Source organism: Bacillus sp. B28 (genome assembly GCF_029536185.1).
Taxonomy (GTDB): domain Bacteria; phylum Bacillota; class Bacilli; order Bacillales; family Bacillaceae; genus Bacillus; species Bacillus halotolerans.
On record NZ_CP120511.1, the window covers coordinates 2,607,855 to 2,625,962 of the forward strand.

13 protein-coding genes and 7 pseudogenes are annotated in these 18,108 nt (G+C 35.9%); 7 read left to right on the forward strand and 13 right to left on the reverse strand.

Translation table 11 applies throughout. The features are described 5' to 3' along the window. Positions 1-339 precede the first annotated feature (339 nt). From P3L57_RS12940 to P3L57_RS12950, 3 genes are all read right to left on the reverse strand, one after another. The gene (locus P3L57_RS12940; protein ID WP_264797978.1) at positions 340-3,960 is read right to left on the reverse strand and encodes a DEAD/DEAH box helicase; all 3,621 of its coding nucleotides are present in this window, start codon (positions 3,958-3,960) and stop codon (positions 340-342) included. Next, positions 3,887-4,798: a hypothetical protein gene (locus tag P3L57_RS12945; protein ID WP_069487169.1), complete on the reverse strand. Its 912-nt coding sequence runs from the start codon at positions 4,796-4,798 to the stop codon at positions 3,887-3,889. The genes P3L57_RS12940 and P3L57_RS12945 overlap by 74 nt, the downstream gene beginning before the upstream one ends. Before the next feature lie 487 nt (positions 4,799-5,285). Next, the gene (locus P3L57_RS12950; RefSeq protein WP_069487168.1) at positions 5,286-6,413 is read right to left on the reverse strand and encodes a Rap family tetratricopeptide repeat protein; all 1,128 of its coding nucleotides are present in this window, start codon (positions 6,411-6,413) and stop codon (positions 5,286-5,288) included. Positions 6,414-6,822: 409 nt separating this feature from the next. Here P3L57_RS12950 and P3L57_RS12955 point away from each other — a divergent pair, with 409 nt between their 5' ends. Next, entirely contained in the window at positions 6,823-6,957 is a 135-nt protein-coding gene (locus tag P3L57_RS12955; protein ID WP_069487167.1) for a hypothetical protein, read from the forward strand. A gap of 134 nt (positions 6,958-7,091) precedes the next feature. On the opposite strand, the gene P3L57_RS12960 is transcribed toward P3L57_RS12955, so the two are convergent. Continuing rightward, positions 7,092-7,943: an aldo/keto reductase gene (locus tag P3L57_RS12960; RefSeq protein ID WP_069487166.1), complete on the reverse strand. Its 852-nt coding sequence runs from the start codon at positions 7,941-7,943 to the stop codon at positions 7,092-7,094. A 170-nt stretch (positions 7,944-8,113) separates the two neighbouring features. On the opposite strand from P3L57_RS12960, the gene P3L57_RS12965 reads away from it, so the two are divergent. Continuing rightward, positions 8,114-8,557, forward strand: coding sequence for a MerR family transcriptional regulator (locus tag P3L57_RS12965; RefSeq protein ID WP_029318107.1), 444 nt, complete (start codon positions 8,114-8,116; stop codon positions 8,555-8,557). Positions 8,558-8,757: 200 nt separating this feature from the next. On the opposite strand, the gene P3L57_RS12970 is transcribed toward P3L57_RS12965, so the two are convergent. Further along, positions 8,758-8,907 (reverse strand): helix-turn-helix domain-containing protein, encoded by a 150-nt coding sequence (locus tag P3L57_RS12970; RefSeq protein ID WP_237730345.1) that lies wholly within the window; start codon positions 8,905-8,907, stop codon positions 8,758-8,760. Positions 8,908-9,489: 582 nt separating this feature from the next. Between P3L57_RS12970 and P3L57_RS20655 the strand changes: the two genes are divergently transcribed. Next, positions 9,490-11,415 carry a ribonuclease YeeF family protein gene (locus P3L57_RS20655; RefSeq protein ID WP_069487165.1) on the forward strand — a complete coding sequence of 642 codons (1,926 nt, stop codon included), beginning with the start codon at positions 9,490-9,492 and terminating at the stop codon, positions 11,413-11,415. 13 nt (positions 11,416-11,428) lie between these two features. Further along, positions 11,429-11,716, forward strand: coding sequence for a hypothetical protein (locus P3L57_RS12980; protein WP_014664698.1), 288 nt, complete (start codon positions 11,429-11,431; stop codon positions 11,714-11,716). 36 nt (positions 11,717-11,752) lie between these two features. On the opposite strand, the gene P3L57_RS12985 is transcribed toward P3L57_RS12980, so the two are convergent. The 6 genes and pseudogenes from P3L57_RS12985 to P3L57_RS13010 form a co-directional block, all read right to left on the reverse strand. Continuing rightward, positions 11,753-12,571, reverse strand: a complete 819-nt coding sequence (locus P3L57_RS12985; RefSeq protein WP_069487164.1) for a peptidoglycan recognition protein family protein — start codon at positions 12,569-12,571, stop codon at positions 11,753-11,755. A 44-nt stretch (positions 12,572-12,615) separates the two neighbouring features. After that, positions 12,616-13,038, reverse strand: a complete 423-nt coding sequence (locus tag P3L57_RS12990; protein WP_069487163.1) for a phage holin family protein — start codon at positions 13,036-13,038, stop codon at positions 12,616-12,618. A 45-nt stretch (positions 13,039-13,083) separates the two neighbouring features. Then, positions 13,084-13,718: pseudogene (locus P3L57_RS12995) on the reverse strand (phage portal protein); the annotation flags it as partial. Further along, a pseudogene (locus P3L57_RS13000) lies at positions 13,705-13,895 on the reverse strand (DUF2634 domain-containing protein); the annotation flags it as partial. The pseudogenes P3L57_RS12995 and P3L57_RS13000, both read right to left, overlap by 14 nt. A 100-nt stretch (positions 13,896-13,995) precedes the next feature. Next, complete coding sequence (locus tag P3L57_RS13005; protein WP_069487162.1) at positions 13,996-14,694, reverse strand: aspartate/glutamate racemase family protein; 699 nt, start codon at positions 14,692-14,694, stop codon at positions 13,996-13,998. A 35-nt stretch (positions 14,695-14,729) separates the two neighbouring features. Continuing rightward, positions 14,730-14,984 (reverse strand): annotated as a pseudogene (locus P3L57_RS13010) (DUF2577 family protein); the annotation flags it as partial. Between P3L57_RS13010 and P3L57_RS13015 the strand changes: the two are divergent. Next, a pseudogene (locus P3L57_RS13015) lies at positions 14,985-15,104 on the forward strand (transcriptional regulator); the annotation flags it as partial. A gap of 712 nt (positions 15,105-15,816) precedes the next feature. On the opposite strand, the gene P3L57_RS13020 reads toward P3L57_RS13015, so the two are convergent. Further along, entirely contained in the window at positions 15,817-16,353 is a 537-nt protein-coding gene (locus P3L57_RS13020; protein WP_069487160.1) for an ATP-binding protein, read from the reverse strand. 268 nt (positions 16,354-16,621) lie between these two features. Here P3L57_RS13020 and P3L57_RS13025 point away from each other — a divergent pair. Both P3L57_RS13025 and P3L57_RS13030 read left to right on the forward strand, forming a co-directional pair. Continuing rightward, positions 16,622-17,138: pseudogene (locus P3L57_RS13025) on the forward strand (ImmA/IrrE family metallo-endopeptidase). Then, a pseudogene (locus P3L57_RS13030) lies at positions 17,138-17,536 on the forward strand (sigma-70 family RNA polymerase sigma factor); the annotation flags it as partial. The pseudogenes P3L57_RS13025 and P3L57_RS13030, both read left to right, overlap by 1 nt. A 189-nt stretch (positions 17,537-17,725) precedes the next feature. Here the strand turns inward: P3L57_RS13030 and P3L57_RS20755 are convergent. Further along, positions 17,726-17,821 (reverse strand): annotated as a pseudogene (locus tag P3L57_RS20755) (recombinase family protein); the annotation flags it as partial. Positions 17,822-18,108 lie beyond the last annotated feature (287 nt).

An 18,108-nucleotide genomic window follows, 5' to 3' on the forward strand; every position in this document is an offset into this window, starting at 1 on the left:
AATATGCCTTTACGTCTATAGATACTTTATCTAGTTAATCGCAGAGAACAAGACGATGCGATATAATGCAGGGGATCAGACCGTGTAAGGAATTGACTCACCCACTAGGTCCTCATTAATATGGAAGTATATAGTCAGTTACAACGCCTATTTCTAGCAATTAAGTCCTTCATTACATCTATTTGGACTAAAAGTCAAAAGCGCAGCAATTAAGTAAGACTTTCCCCTTTGCCTCTAATGTTTGTCCTGATAATTTATTATATGAAAAAACTGAAAGTTCAACCCTTTTTTTTCACATTACTTATGTAATTTATTATTTCATTTTTCTTCTAAATAAATTCAATTTAAATACTTATTTGATTTGACCAATTTATGTTGTACATCCAGAATGAAATCATAATTGTTAATAAAATTCTCCTCCCAGTAGATTGGTTTTTTTGATATAGCTAAAGGATAACCCGCCGGATCTATCCATATGATTTCCGCATCAACCTCTATAGGTATCACAACCCATTCTCCCTTAAAATTAGAGGGAAAGTCTCGAAGAAGATCAGCTTCTATAATTTTTGGTGGTGTAAGAATATTTTCTTTACTATTCTTACTCATTAATGTATTTGTCCACTCCCGAATAATTAAGGGATTTAATATTTCATTTGAGTTTAAGTTAGAATGTTCTAAATAATATAATTCTGCATTTCTTTCAGCGTCAACACGTGTTATATGTAATCCGTTGGACAATAAATAAGAAGCCACGGGATCTAATGTCCCCCATACTATTAGTTCTTTTAACCAAAACACTATCCAAGGTAGGCCTAACTTCGGCCAGTCCTCTAAAGTAGTTGGCATAAAATCACAATCATCTATTTCGTCTATTGACAAAGCAATTACACTTCCTAACCCCCAATTAAAACGATAAATAAAGTTATTGTTAATGAATTTATGCCAATCACTAATTTGTTTTATTGTAGGCTGTTTTGAAGCTTCTTTAGGATTAAGCCACCACTCTAATACATCAAACCATTTTACCTTATTACTTCTTCCCACATTTTCTTTGACTTCAAATGCCTCAATACCTGAAAGTAAATCTACTGTATTATAAATATATTCAAATTGTCTTTTAGGATCCCATAGTGCATATTCTTCTCCATTTTCTAGATGCTGTCGTATAGTTGGATATAAGTCTATTAGCTTTATACCTTTCCTTGGAGGTAAACTGGTACTGTAAAGTTTTTTGCGCTCCTTTGTATGTGGATAAATCACTTCTTTTAAAGCTATACCTCGCTTTATAAACCAAATATCTAAGTTATCTTCTTGATTGACTGCCCAACGCGCAAAACTGTTATTCCATATTGATTTCAATTCGAGTTCCAACTCACTAATATCTTCTATGTTATCTCTTTGTTCAATTTCTACAATAGACGTTAAAAGAAAACTATCCATAGTATCAAGCGATTCAATCATTATAAGCTCATCTTCCGTGTTACAGGAAAAAGTAAGTGGGGCGGTTACTTCAAGCCATTCTAAGAATTCAGTATTAGAATCAGATTTAGTTATTAGACTCCATTTTTCTTTTAAAACAATCATTAATTGAGCTAGGGGACTATAATTAAAACTTTTTGTATTTTCTTTATTTTCTTCTTCATACTCTTTAACTAAGTTTTCATAAGGTACACGATTCCTATCATATGATTGTTTAGATAACAATATTAAGCTTTGTCCTTCAGTACTTACTCCCGGTCTCCCTGCCCGCCCTACTAGATTTCCAAATTCATTTAATTTTATACTGTTATTTCCTCGCAGCAGTTTTGGTATCAGGACTAATTCAAATGGCAAATTAACTCCTTCAGACAAAGTAGACGTTGCTAATACAATATTTACAGTGCGTTCCTGAATTAACTGTATAATCATTCTTGATAATAATGGAGGCAAACTTCCATGATGAACCGCTATACCTCTCGACAATAATTTATATTCCCTCGACTCTTTACCAAAATAATCTTCGCAAACATTTAAACATTTATTCCAGGTATCGCTCTTTTTCGGAGAGGTTGGTTGTTGAAAAAATTTCAGATCTAGATTATTATCGACATACATATCAAGCAATTCTAAAAAACCATTGGTAAAACTATTTATTCCTTCCGTTACTGAGATTAAGACTGATCGCTTATGCCCCTTATCATTTGGTAAAACAAAATGCATCGCAAACCATAACAAGTAAGGTTGCAACTTCTTTTCTGGCCCTCTATCATCCCATAAAAATTCAGCAGGTATCTTTGGAAAAGGTTGAGGAATAAACGGTTTACTACTACTTCTTTCTTTATTATCCAATCTCAAAGCAGAGCCATCCATGAGGTCATATTCTATAAAAAACCGACCATGTTTTAAACATTCTAAACGACCTATTAATTGTCTAGTACTCCGATAAGAAGTTTTTACTGCTTGTGTATTTTCCTTTTTAGTTATCCATGAGGCTAAGGGTTCTTCTATGTCATCGGCTACTGCAGATAAAGCAATAATCCTACATTGATCTCTCTTTAAATGGGAAAATAATCTTGTTCCCAAAGATTCTAGCCTTAATGAACGGTTTTCCGATTTATGCAATGCGTTAAAATCACCATCGAATTTTATAGAATGTGCTTCATCAATAATAATGAGGGATACCCTGTTAATAAAGAGAGGTCCTAAAAATCTAACCAAAGCATCTGCTTTTTCATAAGTGCAGACCAAAACGGTGCTATCAGCAGAAGTTAACCATGCATCTGTTGGTCCCCAGTCAATTCCACCGTAAAGACCAGTTACTTGAACCTTATTTTGCCCTATGCTATCCAAGACTTCTGATAATTTAGCCTCAACTTCAGAGGCTAAAGATTTCGAAGGTACAAGATACATAACAATTGGTTTAGGGAGAAGTAATGATTCAAAACCATTCTCTATATTTGAAAATATACTCTGAATAATAGATAATTCCGCTATACTTGTTTTACCTGAACCTGTTGGAGTACAAAGAGCAAAAGAATCTCCTACATTTAATCGGTCGATTCCTCTTATTTGAGACGGCCAAACCAATGTTTTTCCGTTATTATAACTTTTCCTAATATATCTTTCTAATGCAATTTGACCCGGCTCATTAGCTTGATCTATTAGAGTTTGAACATTTTTTCTTAACGAGTTATTAATATACGATTTAGCAACTTCAGAAAAGATTTCAGCTAATAACCAAGAATAAGACTTATCATTGTATATCAATAAATTACTTACTTCTTTCAGTTTTAGGAGAGCTTTATTTAAGCGAGATTCCATTCCCCATCGCATATAAGCAATTAATAAACCAATCGAACTAATTGTTTCTTTAACAATCCAATCTTTAATATGTTCAACATATTCTTCTTTTTTGGTGCGTTCGGTTAATCTTTCATCTTGATATTTAATCTTCCAATAATCCGCAACTAAAAAAAGAAGCTGCCTGTAATTAGATTGTAATAACAACTTTAAGATTCTCGAGTCATTCTGTTCATTATTGCTCTGATTAAGTAATCCAGTAGATCTAGCAGGGAAACCTGCTAATTGATAAGAAGCTGCAGCAAGTAAATTTACTGGAACACCATTAGGTTTTAACTCCGGGTGGGATATCCACTCTAATATTTCGGCTGCTCGTTTTAAACTTTTTTGGGCAATGTCTAAATAGCCTGCTTCTCGAGTTACTTTTCCAGCTTCTATTAGCCTAATAACATCATATAATCTATTAGTTATTTCACATTCTCTCCAACCTTCTAAACTCGGTTGCCCGTCTCTAACTCTTGTAAACTGACTATAAAGTTTGGCTAATTCAGGAGGTAACTTTGTACCTGCCAGACGTTCAGTTAAATCTTTTGCCATAGTTATAATTTCATCCGATGTTAGAGACACTTTTTTCACCCTTTTGTTTGTTATAAATTGTATATATAAGATCTTCAACATCATTAAGGTGCACTTCTACGGACTCTAGTCGACGTTTACCTTTATAGTTTATATGGGGAACATCCAGGGACATCCAAGTCAATTTTCTTTTAGGCTTCTCCCCACAAACATAAACAATAAGATCGCACCTTTCATAATTTTCAGGTTTCTCTTGTCGGAATAATAACTCTCTAAGTGCTAATATCCATTTTTCAACCTCTGAATCATCACTTTTTTCCGATAATATCTGAATGATTTGTCTTATACTAACCGGCTTCTCGATTCCAGGCTCACTAATTTGTGTATGAGCCTTTGAAATTAAGCTTGAGTCATGTTTAGCAGAACATTTTGATTCACAAGCTAATGTCTTAGTAATTCTATCGCCCTCTTTTTTAAATGCAAGAAAATCATCTCCTGAACGTCCTGGTATTGTTTTGGCTTCTTCTAAATTATTTTGACGAATCCGTTCCAATTCATCAAAAGCAGTATCATGAAATCTAAAAGGAAAAGCTGGTATCTCCCAATCTGATTCTCCATTTGGTGAAAAGTTTTGAGCAATGATTCCTGCAAAAATTTCGCCAAAATATCCTTTCAATGTTGTAAGATTTAATCTATCAGGATATCCATTAGCCGGATCAATCCCCTCATTATATTCCTCTAAAGGATCTAATGAGACTCCAGCTAACCTTCTCAAATGAGAACGAGCATCTTCATGGGCCAGGTTAATAATACTTTTTAATTCAGGAACCGCTTCCATACGAAATATTTTATTTTCTTTTAATAATGAGTGTCTATATTGGTGATTATTTGACTCTGATAAAGAGTGAACTAACCACTGAGAAAGCATATCAGATTTCAACATGTTGTAAGCACTCCTTTAAACCTAGAAATTCGTTTGCAACAATTATACTAGAAATTACAATTATATACTAATTTGAGAGGATTAAAAACAAAAGCAGCTTTATTAACCCTACAGATAAATATAACTACAATATTTACTTGGTTATTTCGTAGAATAACTCCTATTCTTTGATAAAGAAAAAATCATTGCGGTCTCACCGAAAATTTAAATTGCGGTGCCCTATTGCCTTTTTCTCCCCCTCAAAAAATTAGGTTATGCCTCAAAGATTTAAAAGGGGATACTATTTATGTAGCATTTGATTCAATTGTTTCTGTTGATATCAAATAAAAAAACCTCCATTTATGAAGGAGGTTTAGGGTAGTATCATCAAGTTTGAAGACGATCTGAAGCAATATGAAATGTGTTTTGAGTTTGGTTCTCTGTGAAGTCGGTACCAAAACCACATACTAAAACAAATGACAAACCCAGGATAATGCTTAACCTCTTTTTAAAAGTCATACAGGCATTCTCCCCTTTGAATTTGTGTTTGAGTTTCAACCATTTTCTGATGATAAACATAAGATGTTTCAAATTCTTTTGAGTTTGCATAAGCAGCTGCGGTCTCACAGGCAATGTCTTCAACATAAGAATAGTTCTTATTCTTCTCTAAGTATTCTATGGTTTGATTAACTCCATGTTGATCCACCGCATCAACGTAAAGAGCTTTTAAATAACCCTGTAATTTAGCGAAAAGCTCATCACCTTGATAAAGAGCTGCTGACAAACCTTTCTTACTTACTTGGATAGCTTCATTCATTTTTCCTTGTTTAAAAAGGATTTTTGCATAAGAAAATAAAGAATGTGGCAAGTTTGTGAGCTTTTCTTTTTCTGTTATCTCCACAGCTTGCTTCATGAATACTTCCGCTTGCTCGTAATCGCCACTGTCAGCAAAATTTGTGCCTAAATTATATAACGCAGAACTAATCAACCTCTTGTTATTCAATTCCCTCGATAACTCTAATGCTTTTTCAAGATGCGGCTGACTTTTTTCATAACGTTTAAAATCTATATAATTCCCTGAAATAACAAACATACATTGAACTTTCCGCACCTTATAAAGTTCATATTGATTATAAATATCCAATGCTTGTTTAACGTGATGCATAGACACATGACTTTGCTTCATACCATAATATGCTTCAGCTAACTTAAAATGAAACTCTGCCCTTTCGATCTCATCAGGGACATGTATAAGCTGCTTTTCGGCTTCTCTATAATAGTAGATAGCTTTCATGTAATGCTTCTTATCAAACTCGTACATCCCTCTGAAAAACAGAGAGTAATACGACAAAAGACCAGATATGCCTTTATTTGAAGTCTCAATTTTTTCAAGAAGTTCGTCAATAGTTGGTCTTATACGTGTTGTTACTGGTTCCAAATAATCTAACATGAGCTGATGACGGAATTTCATTAGGGAGAAGTAAATGAGTAAATACTCATCTTCCTCCATCTGATTGATCTCTTGCTCCACCTCTGCCTTTAAAATCTCTGCATCCGGGACACTAAATTGACGTATCATTTTATACCATTCATTGATCTTTACGCCAACTTCTGACGAACTTAAAACCGGATTCACAGGACCCCTCCTTTTATGTCTTTTTATGTAATATTCTAACATTTCCAAAAAGTGTTTGGACCGCAAAAAAACCGCAAACTTTTTTATTCGGTTTGTTCATAATAAAAAAGCAGGCATTATGCCTGCTTTTTTGTAAGGACTCTATCCGTTCTTTCTCCTGTATAACGGTAAAGAAAGTTATTCAAGTATTTTTATGAAATGGGCTTCTTACGTATTTTATCCATTGCACCTTACTATGATAATCTTCATTAAAGAATTATTTATAGTATAATACTTTTCACAAACATTCTGAAATTATTTTCATCATAAAAGGTGTAGCATGATATGCGCAGGACGAACAGCAATAGACTATCCATTCCCAAAAATAGTGTATATACTCAAAAGCAAATATCGAAAGGGGAATGCATGTATGAAATCTAAATTGTTTATCAGTTTATCCGCCGTTTTAATTGGACTTGCCTTTTTCGGATCTATGTCTAATAGTGAAATGAAGGAAGCATCCCGGAATGTAACTCTAGCACCTACTCTTGAATTCCTTGTTTGATTCGATAAACAACATTAGTTCTCATTCCCTTTAGCCGTTCATAACGGCTTTTTCTTATTTCTAAGAAAGATAAGCGAATCTTGTTCACCTACATACAATGGTAATAAATATTTCACTATTATCTCCTCTGGCAGTTACAGATCAAATTTCATAGCACTTATTGATTTTACAATTTGTGGATCTCGGTGCGACCCGAAAAGGCTTTCTCCTTTATCAAGAGTTGAAATTTGTTCGATATCCTCTAAGCTCAACTCAAAATCGAAAATGTCAAAGTTTTCGACAATCCGTTCTTTGCGCACCGATTTTGGGATTGTAACGACTTCACGATGAACAAGCCAACGCAGCACGACCTGGGCGACAGATTTATTGTGTTTTTCCGCAATGGAAGTCAACACTTCGTTGCTGAACATGTTATTGCGTCCTTCAGCGAACGGTGCCCACGACTCGTGTTGTACTCCCTGCTCTTTCATAAAAGCAGCACTTTCTTTTTGCTGGTAGAATGGATGCGTTTCGATTTGATTGACGGCTGGCACGATTTCATTATGCATGATGAGATCCATTAGACGGTCGGGGTGGAAGTTGCTGACTCCGATTGCCCTGATTTTGCCTTCACGGTACAGGTCCTCCATCGCACGCCAAGCACCGTAGTAATCGCCGTATGGTTGGTGAATAAGGTATAAATCAAGATAATCCAGCTGTAGCTTACTCAATGATTTGGAAAATGCTATCTTGGCCCTTTCATAGCCGGCATCCTGAATCCAGAGCTTGGTCGTAATGAATAGCTCCTCACGCGGTACGCCGCTCCGCTTGATTGCACGTCCAACTGCTTCCTCGTTTAGGTAACCGGAAGCGGTGTCAATCAGACGATAACCGGCCATCAGTGCTTCATATACTGCGTTTTCACATTCTTGAGCATCGGGGACTTGGTAAACACCGAAGCCGATAATTGGCATTTTCACTCCATTGTTTAATGTTACGGTTTGCATTGTAATTCCTCCTATTGTTCAAATGTAGAACGACAAACAGCACGCAGCGCGAAAATCGGGCACACAGAATGAATTCCGCTACGGGTAGTTTGCGTTATAATAAGCTTATTACCTTCGTGTAACACGAAGGCTAGCACTTTTTTAAAAAAATTTTTAAAGGAGGATTACACATGCATACAGTCAAAGAAGCAGCGATGATAACCGGACTCACCGAGCATGCGGTGCGCTTTTACACGGATAAAGGCCTGGTGCCGAGCGTGCAGCGCAATAAAAACAATATTCGTTTGTTCGACGAAGAATCAATCAACTGGCTGTTTGGCGTCAAATGCCTCAGGCAATCCGGGATGCCGATTGAAGTCATTAAAACGTACGTGAATCTCTGTCTTGAAGGAGATTCGACCATTCCACAACGGTACACACTCATGATGGAGCATAAAGAAGAAGCACTCTCTCAGCTCGAAGAAGCCAAACAGCACATTGCCCATTTGGAACAAAAAACTGCCCTATATCAGGCAATTATGGAGCACGGCTCTCCTGATACAACTAATCCCGCCAACTGGGAAAAAATACAGCATATGCATAGTGACGTATTTTACTCACCCACTGTCCGGTAGATTTGAGAGATATTCATGAGCCCATCAATCGCTTTTAAACTTCTAAATTGGAATCCATATTGAATATGCTAAGTTTTATGACAGATTATGAGGGATTAAATTTGTTTATATACGGCGATAGGGCTGAAAGTCCTTAAGGTTACTTTCTATTAAATATAAATTGATAGGAGTCGCATCTCTATGCGGCTTCTTGATCTGGACTATATATTATATAAATTCAGATTCTCTTTACGATTTTTCCCTGAGGGCTTTCCGAACATCTTTCTATACTCTCTATTAAAATAAGAAGGACTTTCATGGCCAACTTGAAAGGCAGCGTCAGCAACCCTCATACCTTTTCCGATAATCAACCGCCTTGCTTCATGAAGACGTAAAACTCTTTGGTATTGGATCGGAGTTTATGGTTGTCACTTGTTTAAAAATGATGATATAAAGCTGCTGGCTAAGGTTTACTTTTTTAGCTAGTCCGTCTAACTTTATTTCATGAGAAAAATTTTTTCTTAAATAATCCATAGCAGCAGCCACTTCGGATAATTTACTCCCCTTGGGCAACAACTGAGTTAGGTGGGGCCGAGAAATTGAACTCGGACTTTTAGATTAGGGATTTATGTTAGTGGAATACCTTGTGTTTCGATTAATTAGGAGGGCGGTATGATGACTGCTGCGAGTATAGCGAAGAAGAGTACCACCCGTTACCTCCCTTTTGTGTTTTGATCGATTATAGCATATGCAAATGGTAAAACGGATTTACAGGACCCCCTCCTTATTCCTTATTATGTATTTTGATATTTTCAAAAGTGTTTGAACAGCAAAAAAACCTTAAACTTTTTCTTTGGTATCCTTGATACGATCAATCAAGTTAATTTTAAGTTCGTTTCTTCTTTCTTCCATGGTAATATTTTGTTATATGATTAAATTGAAAGGATATGATCATGAAAGTATTTGAAGCCAAAACACTTATGTTTGAAGCTACAGACCGCGCCAAAGAATATAAAGAACTAAGGACGCAAATGGTCAACTTGAGAAAGGCTTTACAAAGCGTCGCTGAACTGGACGACAGCGAATTCTCAGGTAAAGGCGCTAATAACATTAAAGCATTCTATCACGATCATGTTGGTGTGACTGATCAATGGATCGATTACATTGACATGAAAATTGCATTCTTTAACAGCATTGCTGGAGCTATCGAGGATAAAGGTCTCTCTGACGCGTACGTGGAAGAATCTTTTTTAGAACATGAACTGGCTAACGCTCATAAAAAATCAAAGTCCATCATGTCTGAACAGAAAAAAGCCATGAAAGATATCCTAAATGACATAGACGACATCCTTCCGCTCGACCTGTTTTCAACAGAAACCTTCAAGGATGAGCTTGCGGATGCCAATGACAAACGCAAAAAAACAATTGAAAAACTAGGTGATCTTGACGAAGATTTACTTACAGAATATGCCCTGTCAGAACCTAATGAACAATTCATCAAGTCAGATTTCCAAAAGCTCCAAGAAGCAACGGGCAAAGGCAAAAACGCTACGCCCATCCACTACAACGCCAAGGCGTACCGTGAGAGTGACATACATAAGAAAAAAGGCGATATTGAGAAGCGAACGGAAGCTTATTTGACGATTAAGAAGAAAGAAGAAAAAGAACGGGAAATCAAAGAATTACAGAAAAAGCTCAATACGTTGGTTGATGATCCTGACGAGTATCTAAAAGTTGCTAAAGAGATTGGATACGACAACCTCACCACTGAACAACAGGAGTATGTTAAATCCCTCGAGTTTTGGGATAATCCTCTTCGAGCGACCAAGGATATTTTGAAAGAACAGATTGACGGTGTATATGAAGGTTTATTAGCCGGTATAGATGATACAGAGAAGACGGTTAAAGAATATTTAGCCCCTATAGATGCAGCGGGTAAAAAATATCTAGGTCCAGTATATGAATACTATAAAGGCAAACAAATGGCATATTATGATTTTTCGAAGGAAACTGGTAAAGGACTTTTAGGAATTGCAAAATTCGGGATCGATCTCGGTTTAGATCCAAAAGGAACGATAAAGTCCGTTTTTGAATTCGACTATAAAAAAGCCTGGGATTCTACTTGGGATGAGGTAAAAGAAAGCTGGGACAAAAACTTTGTACACGGAGATATGTATTCACAATCGCACTACACCACATATTTCACTTTGAATGTAGCCAGCCTATTCATATCAGGCGGCGGTGGTGCTGTTACAAAGAGTGGATCCGTCGTTTCAAAGGTCGGGAAAGTCGCAGAGAAGGGAATCAGCAAGTCGGGTAAAAAAGGGGTAAACAGTGCCGGAAATGTTGGTAAATCTGCATTAAAAAAAGTAGCAAAAGACACCAAAGACTTTGGGAAACTTTTTAAAAAAGGTTTAGAGTCAATACCAAATCCTTTTGCTAAAGAACTTCTGTTAGCTAGTGATGTTCCTATAAATGTGCTAAACTTACAAAAATCTGGACAAGATACAATTCAACAAATTAAAAAGTCTTTTGATGTTGATCATGGTTCTAAGGGGAATGCTAATAGTAGTAAGATAACCAGTGAAGCTAAATCCGTATCGAATATGAAAGAATTTTTTAATGATGGATTTGGAAAGACTATAAAAAACAATGTTACAAAAACAAAAAATCAATTCCAAGGCCAATCAATCTATGAAGTTAATAAAAAATTGGATAATCCGTATCTGAAAAAAGGCGATAGATTTTATTTAGATAATTTGCACAAGGATCATTTAGAAGTTTTCGATAAAAGAGGAAATTTAAGAGTAGTGTTGAATTTGGATGGAACATTGAACGAAGTTAAGACTAAGAATGCCATTGGAAGAAAATTAAAATAGGTGGTTAAGATAGATGAAAAATATTGATAAAATCTTTAGTGCTTTAAAAGAATTAAATGAAAAATATAATAGTACATTAATTTCAACAGAAGAACTTTTAGAGGAAGAGGAAAATATTAAAGAACTTCCGCAAATAGATGAAAGAATGAATAAAATTTTAGCTAATTTAAGTCAAATTGAAGATAAAGAAAAACTAACTTCTGAATTACTACAGTTACATTTAGTAATAGGTGATATAGAATGGCAGTTTGACCAAATACATGAGATGGTTAGACAGGTAATCGAAAATATTGAGGATTAATATTATAAAAAAGGCCTCTTGAAAAGAGAGCCTTTTTTATTTTATTAACGCTTCAATTTTCTCTCTAGTCTTAGGTCCATAAATTCCATCAGCAGAAAGGCCATGCATTAACTGGAATCGTCTAACTGCATCTGCAGTTTTCGGGCCATAAATGCCGTCTATACCGTTATTTTTAGCTCCTTTATCCGGGTAGAAATAAAGAGCCGCTAGAGCTTTCTGAATCTGCGTGACAGACGCGCCTCTCATCATTGGGCTCTTCACTTTGAAAATACCGGAAGGCAGCGCATATGATGTCTTTTTGCTGCTTGAGTTTGTTGTTTTCTTTTTAGCTACACTTACTTTGCTTGAGCTTGTTTTCCCACCTAGCACTTTTAATTCTTTTTCAATGGCAGCCTTAACTTGATTCCATCTTCCCTCTGACAAAATACGGTGCGGGCAATACTTACCGTTCCAGTCTTGGTGCTTGCGGACACGATCAATACCCCATCCCCGTTCTTTAAGCAGCTGCGCCACAAACTTAATAGCAAGCTTTTCCGCTGCCTTATATCGTGCCCCTCCTGACTTGCTATAACAAATTTCGACACCAATCGACTTACGATTACCCGTACCGTTTGTTCCATCTCCTGTGTGCCAAGCGTTCCGATTTGTTGGAATCCCTTGAAAGACTTGTTTATCGTCTACTGCAAAGTGAAAACTCGTTGAGCTAGAGTTATTCTTCATGTAAGAGATTTCATTGGCTGCTGAAGCATCATTCGCAGTGTTGTGAATAGTGATATATTCAGCTTTCATTGGATTAGGACATTTCAATCCATACTTTGATTTAGAGACTAAATTCTTTACAACTTTAATGGCCATATATCCTCTCTCCTTCTGTCTGTGTAATAAAAAAAGCCACTGGCTTAGCCAGCAGCTCTGTCTGCGTTATCCTTACTCTGTTCTTTTTCGTTCTCAATTGTTTGTAATCGTTCTGTTATTGTTGAAGGGATTTTAACACCGATCTGTGCTAAGTTTTCAGTTATTGACAAGCCTTCATTAGCGATATAAAAAAGAACGGTACCAAAGGTTAGGACACCGTTTAAATTGAGGACTGTATCAATAACGTTTGCTAAAATGACCGCAAAGAAATTGAGTAGCTTGCGGACATAGCCAAACCATGCGCTCCGGCTTCGCAGTTTCTTGAATTTCCATGCCTTAATTAATCCTGTTAAAACGTCTATTATACTAAGAACTAGAAGTAAATCAAGGTACTTCACCTCTCCAAATAAATATACTCTTGCTAAATCTAATGTTTCAAAATTGATAAACAAACTTGTCTCCTCCATTTCTAATCACCTCCTCCGAGGCAAATAAAAAAGGACAGCCGGATCTTATGAGACGGCCGTCCCTCTAACTGAAAAGTTTCCATTTGTTAAAGCTGTAAGCTCCATAACAATTTCTTTAAAGCCAGTAATGTTAAAAGACCAAGCTTCTGATTTCCCTTTGGTGCTAGTGGCAAATGTTCCGTCTTCTACTTTCTGCCCTCTAAGGGCTCTTTTTGTTCCCGATAAGGATTTACCCCAGAACTTCAATTCACTTGTCTCAGCCGTTCCATAAACCTCAATGAGTAACGTTTTAAATGATCCAACGGTGAATGGGTTACCCTCACCTATGGTTTCTGTTTTATCGTGAAATACAATATCCATTGTTTTTGCTTGAGTGTCTAATGAGCTAAGATCCAAGCCTTCAGTCTGAACTTTTAAGCGCCCATCATCGGTTAAGCCGCTCTTATCTAATTGGACTGAGAACGGAGCAACTGCTGTAATAGGAACAGTGTGGTTAATGTTTATATCCTCTTCACCTGCGCCCAATGACTGGTAAAGTAAGAATTCTGATTGCTGTAGGTTACTATTTGCGTATCTGAAACGGAAATAGCGTTTAGTTAAAACGTATTTGCTTTAACAACCAATGAAGAGACTGTGGTCCATGAATTCATATTGTTACTTTCTTCAATGAATAAGGTACCAATATGCATATCGCTCAGTATGAAGGGATAAATATACAAACTGCTTGATCGCTTCAAGGCCTGTGATGATTTCATTTGTGATACGGCCATTTTCAAAATCTATTTTATAGGTGAGGTCTCTATGACTTCGCTGTCATCTTCAATATCATCAAATTCAATTTCTGGGGAAAGGGTCATGAAATAAACACTCCTATAACGTTTTTCCATTTATTGATTGAATGAACCATAATAAAAACCGCTCCTAAAGAGCGGTTTTAAAATATAAGAAGTAATCATTCTAAGAAGAAATCGAAAGAGATTTATTTACTGCTTTTTGAGCATGGATTAAAGTCGTATCAAATAATGGCACTTTTGAATCCTCTACCTTTACTAATAGTCCAATTTCAGTGCATCCAAGAATGATTCCTTCTGCTCCTCTATCCACCAAATTATTTATGATCTTCTTATAAACGTTTTTGGAAGACTGTTTAATTTCACCTAGACATAGTTCTTGATAAATAATATTATTTATTAATTCTCTTTCATCATCATCAGGAACAATGACATTAATATCATGAGACGCAATACGTGATTTATAAAAATCTTGTTCCATCGTATATTTAGTACCAAGCAATCCTACTGAACGAATGTCTTGTCTAATAATTTGTTCTGCAGTCGCGTCGGCAATATGCAAAATAGGTATAGTGATCATTTCTTGTATATATCCAAGAACTTTATGCATAGTGTTTGTACATATTACAATAAAATCTGCACCCGCTTTTTCTAATGATCTTGCAACTTCCCCTAAAGCTTCACCTGCTTTCTCCCAAGCCCCTACAGATTGATAATGTTCAATTTCCTTAAAATCAACACTGTATAAAAGACATTTTGCCGAGTGAAGCCCTCCTAACTTCTTTTTTATTTCTTCATTGATAATTCGATAATACTCAGCTGAAGATTCCCAACTCATTCCACCAATAAGACCAATAGTTTTCATAACCCACCTCCGATGAAGTTTTCAAAATATTATAGTTATTCTAAAGCATAGATTAGGTCTTCACAATTATTTATTTTTTCAGGATTACTATTATTAAATTTTAAGGAGACAACCATCACACTTTCACCAGTATTCAACGCTTCTTCTTCACCGGTCCGCAGCCGCTTTGGAACAATAATCAAATCAGCAGGTATTATTAATTTGTCATTTTCATTAAGCTTTATTTCAATAGGTGAAACGGAAACCACTTCAGCCGGCATAATATCCACCGGTGACTCAGAATCAACTGCTTAAACGATCCTGAAACGTTCCTTGCAACAAAAAACGGTGAAGTAACTGATGAAATTTTACAGGCTGCTTTGGAGATTATAACGGAGCAATTAAAGGAAAGACGGAAATCAGATAAATAAACGCCGTTAGTTTATTATTATTTATTTCTGTTTATTATGTTTAATTCTGTTTACTAATAAGATTTAGATTCTCATTTATATCTCAATCAAATCCTCATTTATAAAGTGATTTTTGAACCCTTTAGAAACCCTTACATGACAAGGGTTTTTGTTGTTTTTCTCATTTATATTTTCATTTATGTTTCTTTTACATTTTCATATATAAAAATGAAGTGGCCTGATTACATAAGGAGCGTTTATTGTGAAGAGAACCATTGAGTTTTTTTAAAGTTTGACAGGGAGCCTATTGGGTGTTGTAGCATCTATTCTAGCTTTAGGTATCGCCTACTTAGATTTATTTTTTCATTTGATCAATATTTTGATATGACAAGTGACCTTCTTGTTGGGGCATGGGGGTCTTTGATCTTTTCATGTATTGGGTTTACGGCTTCAATTGTTGTCTTATTCAAACCAAAGTTGAGCAATGTTCTACTTTTTATTTCAGGGATTGGAGGACTTATATGCATTGACTGGTTTTACTTAATACCAGCCATACTTATGATCATCCCTGGAATCATGGTATTTGTAAGGAAAGAAAAAACAGCTACTAAAGCAATTAAGAGCAGAGTATAACAGAAAAGAACCGCCAGTTGCGGTTCTTTTAGTGTATATTCTTTTTTTAAATAAACTGCTTCATTATTATTGGACAGTACCATAATCGCTATCCGTTAGTTTAATTAGAATTCAGATAATCCAAGACACGGTCAACTCTTTCATTGACTGAGCAATCGTCTTCAATTTTTAACACTGGACAAGATAAATCTGCCATCCAATGTTCGTGTAATGCTTTACTTCTAACTTCCATTCCACCAGTATCATATAAAGAAGCCCACTCTAAAAATGCTTTTGATTGTTCATATTTACTGCCACCGGCTAACACTTCATTTCCATAACGCTGAAATTCCCTATGCCTTAATCTCTCAAGCCGTATATCTTGTGGAATCCATAAGAAGACGACAAGGTCAAAGTAGCTTTTTAGATTATCGCCCCAGCCACACACTGCACCAGAAAGAATCCATTTCTCATTTATTGTTAAGTCTTTTTCAAGCAACTTTCTTCTTTCAGGAATTTCTCTTTTTTTAGTGAATTTATCTAACCAATAGTAATTATCAGTATCAAGATGCGTATGAGGCAAACGCTTTGATAATGCAACACCCAATGTTGAAGTTCCGACACCAGAGGCTCCCAATATGTGAATATTTTTTTTCATACTTCCCCCTCCTTATTAATCAACCAAACTCCCTGTTTGTTGCATAAGGTACTTACTATTATTTTGACATAATTCCCTAAAGACCTTTACTTTTCGAGGGAAATCCAGATGCGTGTTAAAATCATCATACTTACGAAAACAGCCATTATTAAACGGATTCATATTCCATCTCCTTAGACGCATTTTCCTATGAAAAAAGTCTTGATTTTCCTATAATATTTAAACGAATCCAATTTTTAGATTGTCGTCTTTAAGGAGGTTTTTCATCTTGAAGTATACAAACAGTCACTTAGAGGATTGGATTGAAAACTTATACAGGAAGATTGATATTACAGAGCCTGAACAAATTAATTTTGAACGGATTGCCGAAGCTTTAGACATCAGACTGTCGTTTAAACCTGTTACAAGCTTCGCACTTAAACACAGCGGAATTTATAACATATGCTTGGACAGCCGAAAAAGTCGAATTGAACAATGGTATGATTTCGCTCATGAATTTTGCCATATATAGACATGAAGGCGATAAAAAAACAATGCCTGCAACTTGGACTGATTATTTAGAGTGGCAGTCGAATTATTTTACATATCACTTTTGCATTCCAACTTTCATGTTGCGTAATATTAATCTTTCGTACATACAATCACATGCAATTGAAAATGTGGCTTGGCTTTTTAAGGTATCCCCTTCGTTTACGAAGAAACGTTTGAGCATTTATTACAGAAAACTGGCTCAACATTTATTTAATCAAACAGTTACGGGAAATCTGTGCCCCCCCCTTTTGTAATGAATAATGAAATCCTCATGCATTTGCGCGCACTAAAAAAAACAAAAAAAGACGTCTCCCTTCATGATCCGATCGGGCAGGATAAAGAAGGGAATGAAATAAGCCTGATCGATGTCCTGAAATCAGAAAATGAAGACGTGATTGATACGATCCAGCTCAATATGGAGCTTGAAAAAGTGAAGCAATACATTGACATTTTAGATGACCGTGAGAAAGAAGTGATTGTTGGGCGGTTTGGGCTTGATTTAAAGAAGGAAAAAACGCAGCGTGAGATTGCCAAAGAACTCGGTATTTCGCGCAGCTATGTGTCGCGGATTGAGAAACGGGCGCTGATGAAGATGTTCCATGAGTTCTACCGGGCGGAGAAGGAAAAGCGGAAGAAAGCGAAGGGGAAATAATGCAGAAGAAGCGGGATCGAACATGCCGGCTTTTCTATATTTTCACTAAAGTTTCTTTTAAAAGATATAGAGAAAGAATAGATGAAAGAGTTATGAGAAGCATTTTTTGCATACTAATAAGCTGCTCTATGAGAAAGACAATCTGGATCATAGCAGATAACTTGATTATGAATTCTTTAATCGCATCATCCCTGCTTTCTTTATACAGGCCACGATCTGAGTGCAGTTGCTCGATCCCTTGATCGCTTGTTTCTCGGTCGATACCCTTATATACATTGCCATCACTCTAGATCTTCTTCCTATCAAGTTTTATTAAATAATGAGAGGAATCGTTCATGCATTTGTCAGCTTGCGGTCCCTCGAAGATTATCACCTTCATAAAATGCATCACCCCTTGGGGAATGCTATGTAATAACTGTTTGTCCAAATAAAAAACCGATGGTTTGAACCATCGATCTGTTTTCTATATCACTGGGCCCTCAATATAGTAAATCTATCTTATTAGAAAGCTTATTTTCATTACACACTTTATATTCATTTGTTATCATTTCTATACGTTTACATCAATTATG

What these genes read in the sequence shown, in the direction of transcription:
- P3L57_RS12940 (WP_264797978.1), bottom strand. Translation starts at nt 3,960, where the DNA reads ATGATGTTGAAGATCTTATATATACAATTTATAACAAACAAAAGGGTG.
- P3L57_RS12945 (WP_069487169.1), bottom strand. Translation starts at nt 4,798, where the DNA reads ATGTTGAAATCTGATATGCTTTCTCAGTGGTTAGTTCACTCTTTATCA.
- P3L57_RS12955 (WP_069487167.1), top strand. Translation starts at nt 6,823, where the DNA reads ATGAAATCTAAATTGTTTATCAGTTTATCCGCCGTTTTAATTGGACTT.
- P3L57_RS12960 (WP_069487166.1), bottom strand. Translation starts at nt 7,943, where the DNA reads ATGCAAACCGTAACATTAAACAATGGAGTGAAAATGCCAATTATCGGC.
- P3L57_RS12965 (WP_029318107.1), top strand. Translation starts at nt 8,114, where the DNA reads ATGCATACAGTCAAAGAAGCAGCGATGATAACCGGACTCACCGAGCAT.
- P3L57_RS20655 (WP_069487165.1), top strand. Translation starts at nt 9,490, where the DNA reads ATGAAAGTATTTGAAGCCAAAACACTTATGTTTGAAGCTACAGACCGC.
- P3L57_RS12980 (WP_014664698.1), top strand. Translation starts at nt 11,429, where the DNA reads ATGAAAAATATTGATAAAATCTTTAGTGCTTTAAAAGAATTAAATGAA.
- P3L57_RS12985 (WP_069487164.1), bottom strand. Translation starts at nt 12,571, where the DNA reads ATGGCCATTAAAGTTGTAAAGAATTTAGTCTCTAAATCAAAGTATGGA.
- P3L57_RS12990 (WP_069487163.1), bottom strand. Translation starts at nt 13,038, where the DNA reads ATGGAGGAGACAAGTTTGTTTATCAATTTTGAAACATTAGATTTAGCA.
- P3L57_RS13005 (WP_069487162.1), bottom strand. Translation starts at nt 14,694, where the DNA reads ATGAAAACTATTGGTCTTATTGGTGGAATGAGTTGGGAATCTTCAGCT.
- P3L57_RS13020 (WP_069487160.1), bottom strand. Translation starts at nt 16,353, where the DNA reads ATGAAAAAAAATATTCACATATTGGGAGCCTCTGGTGTCGGAACTTCA.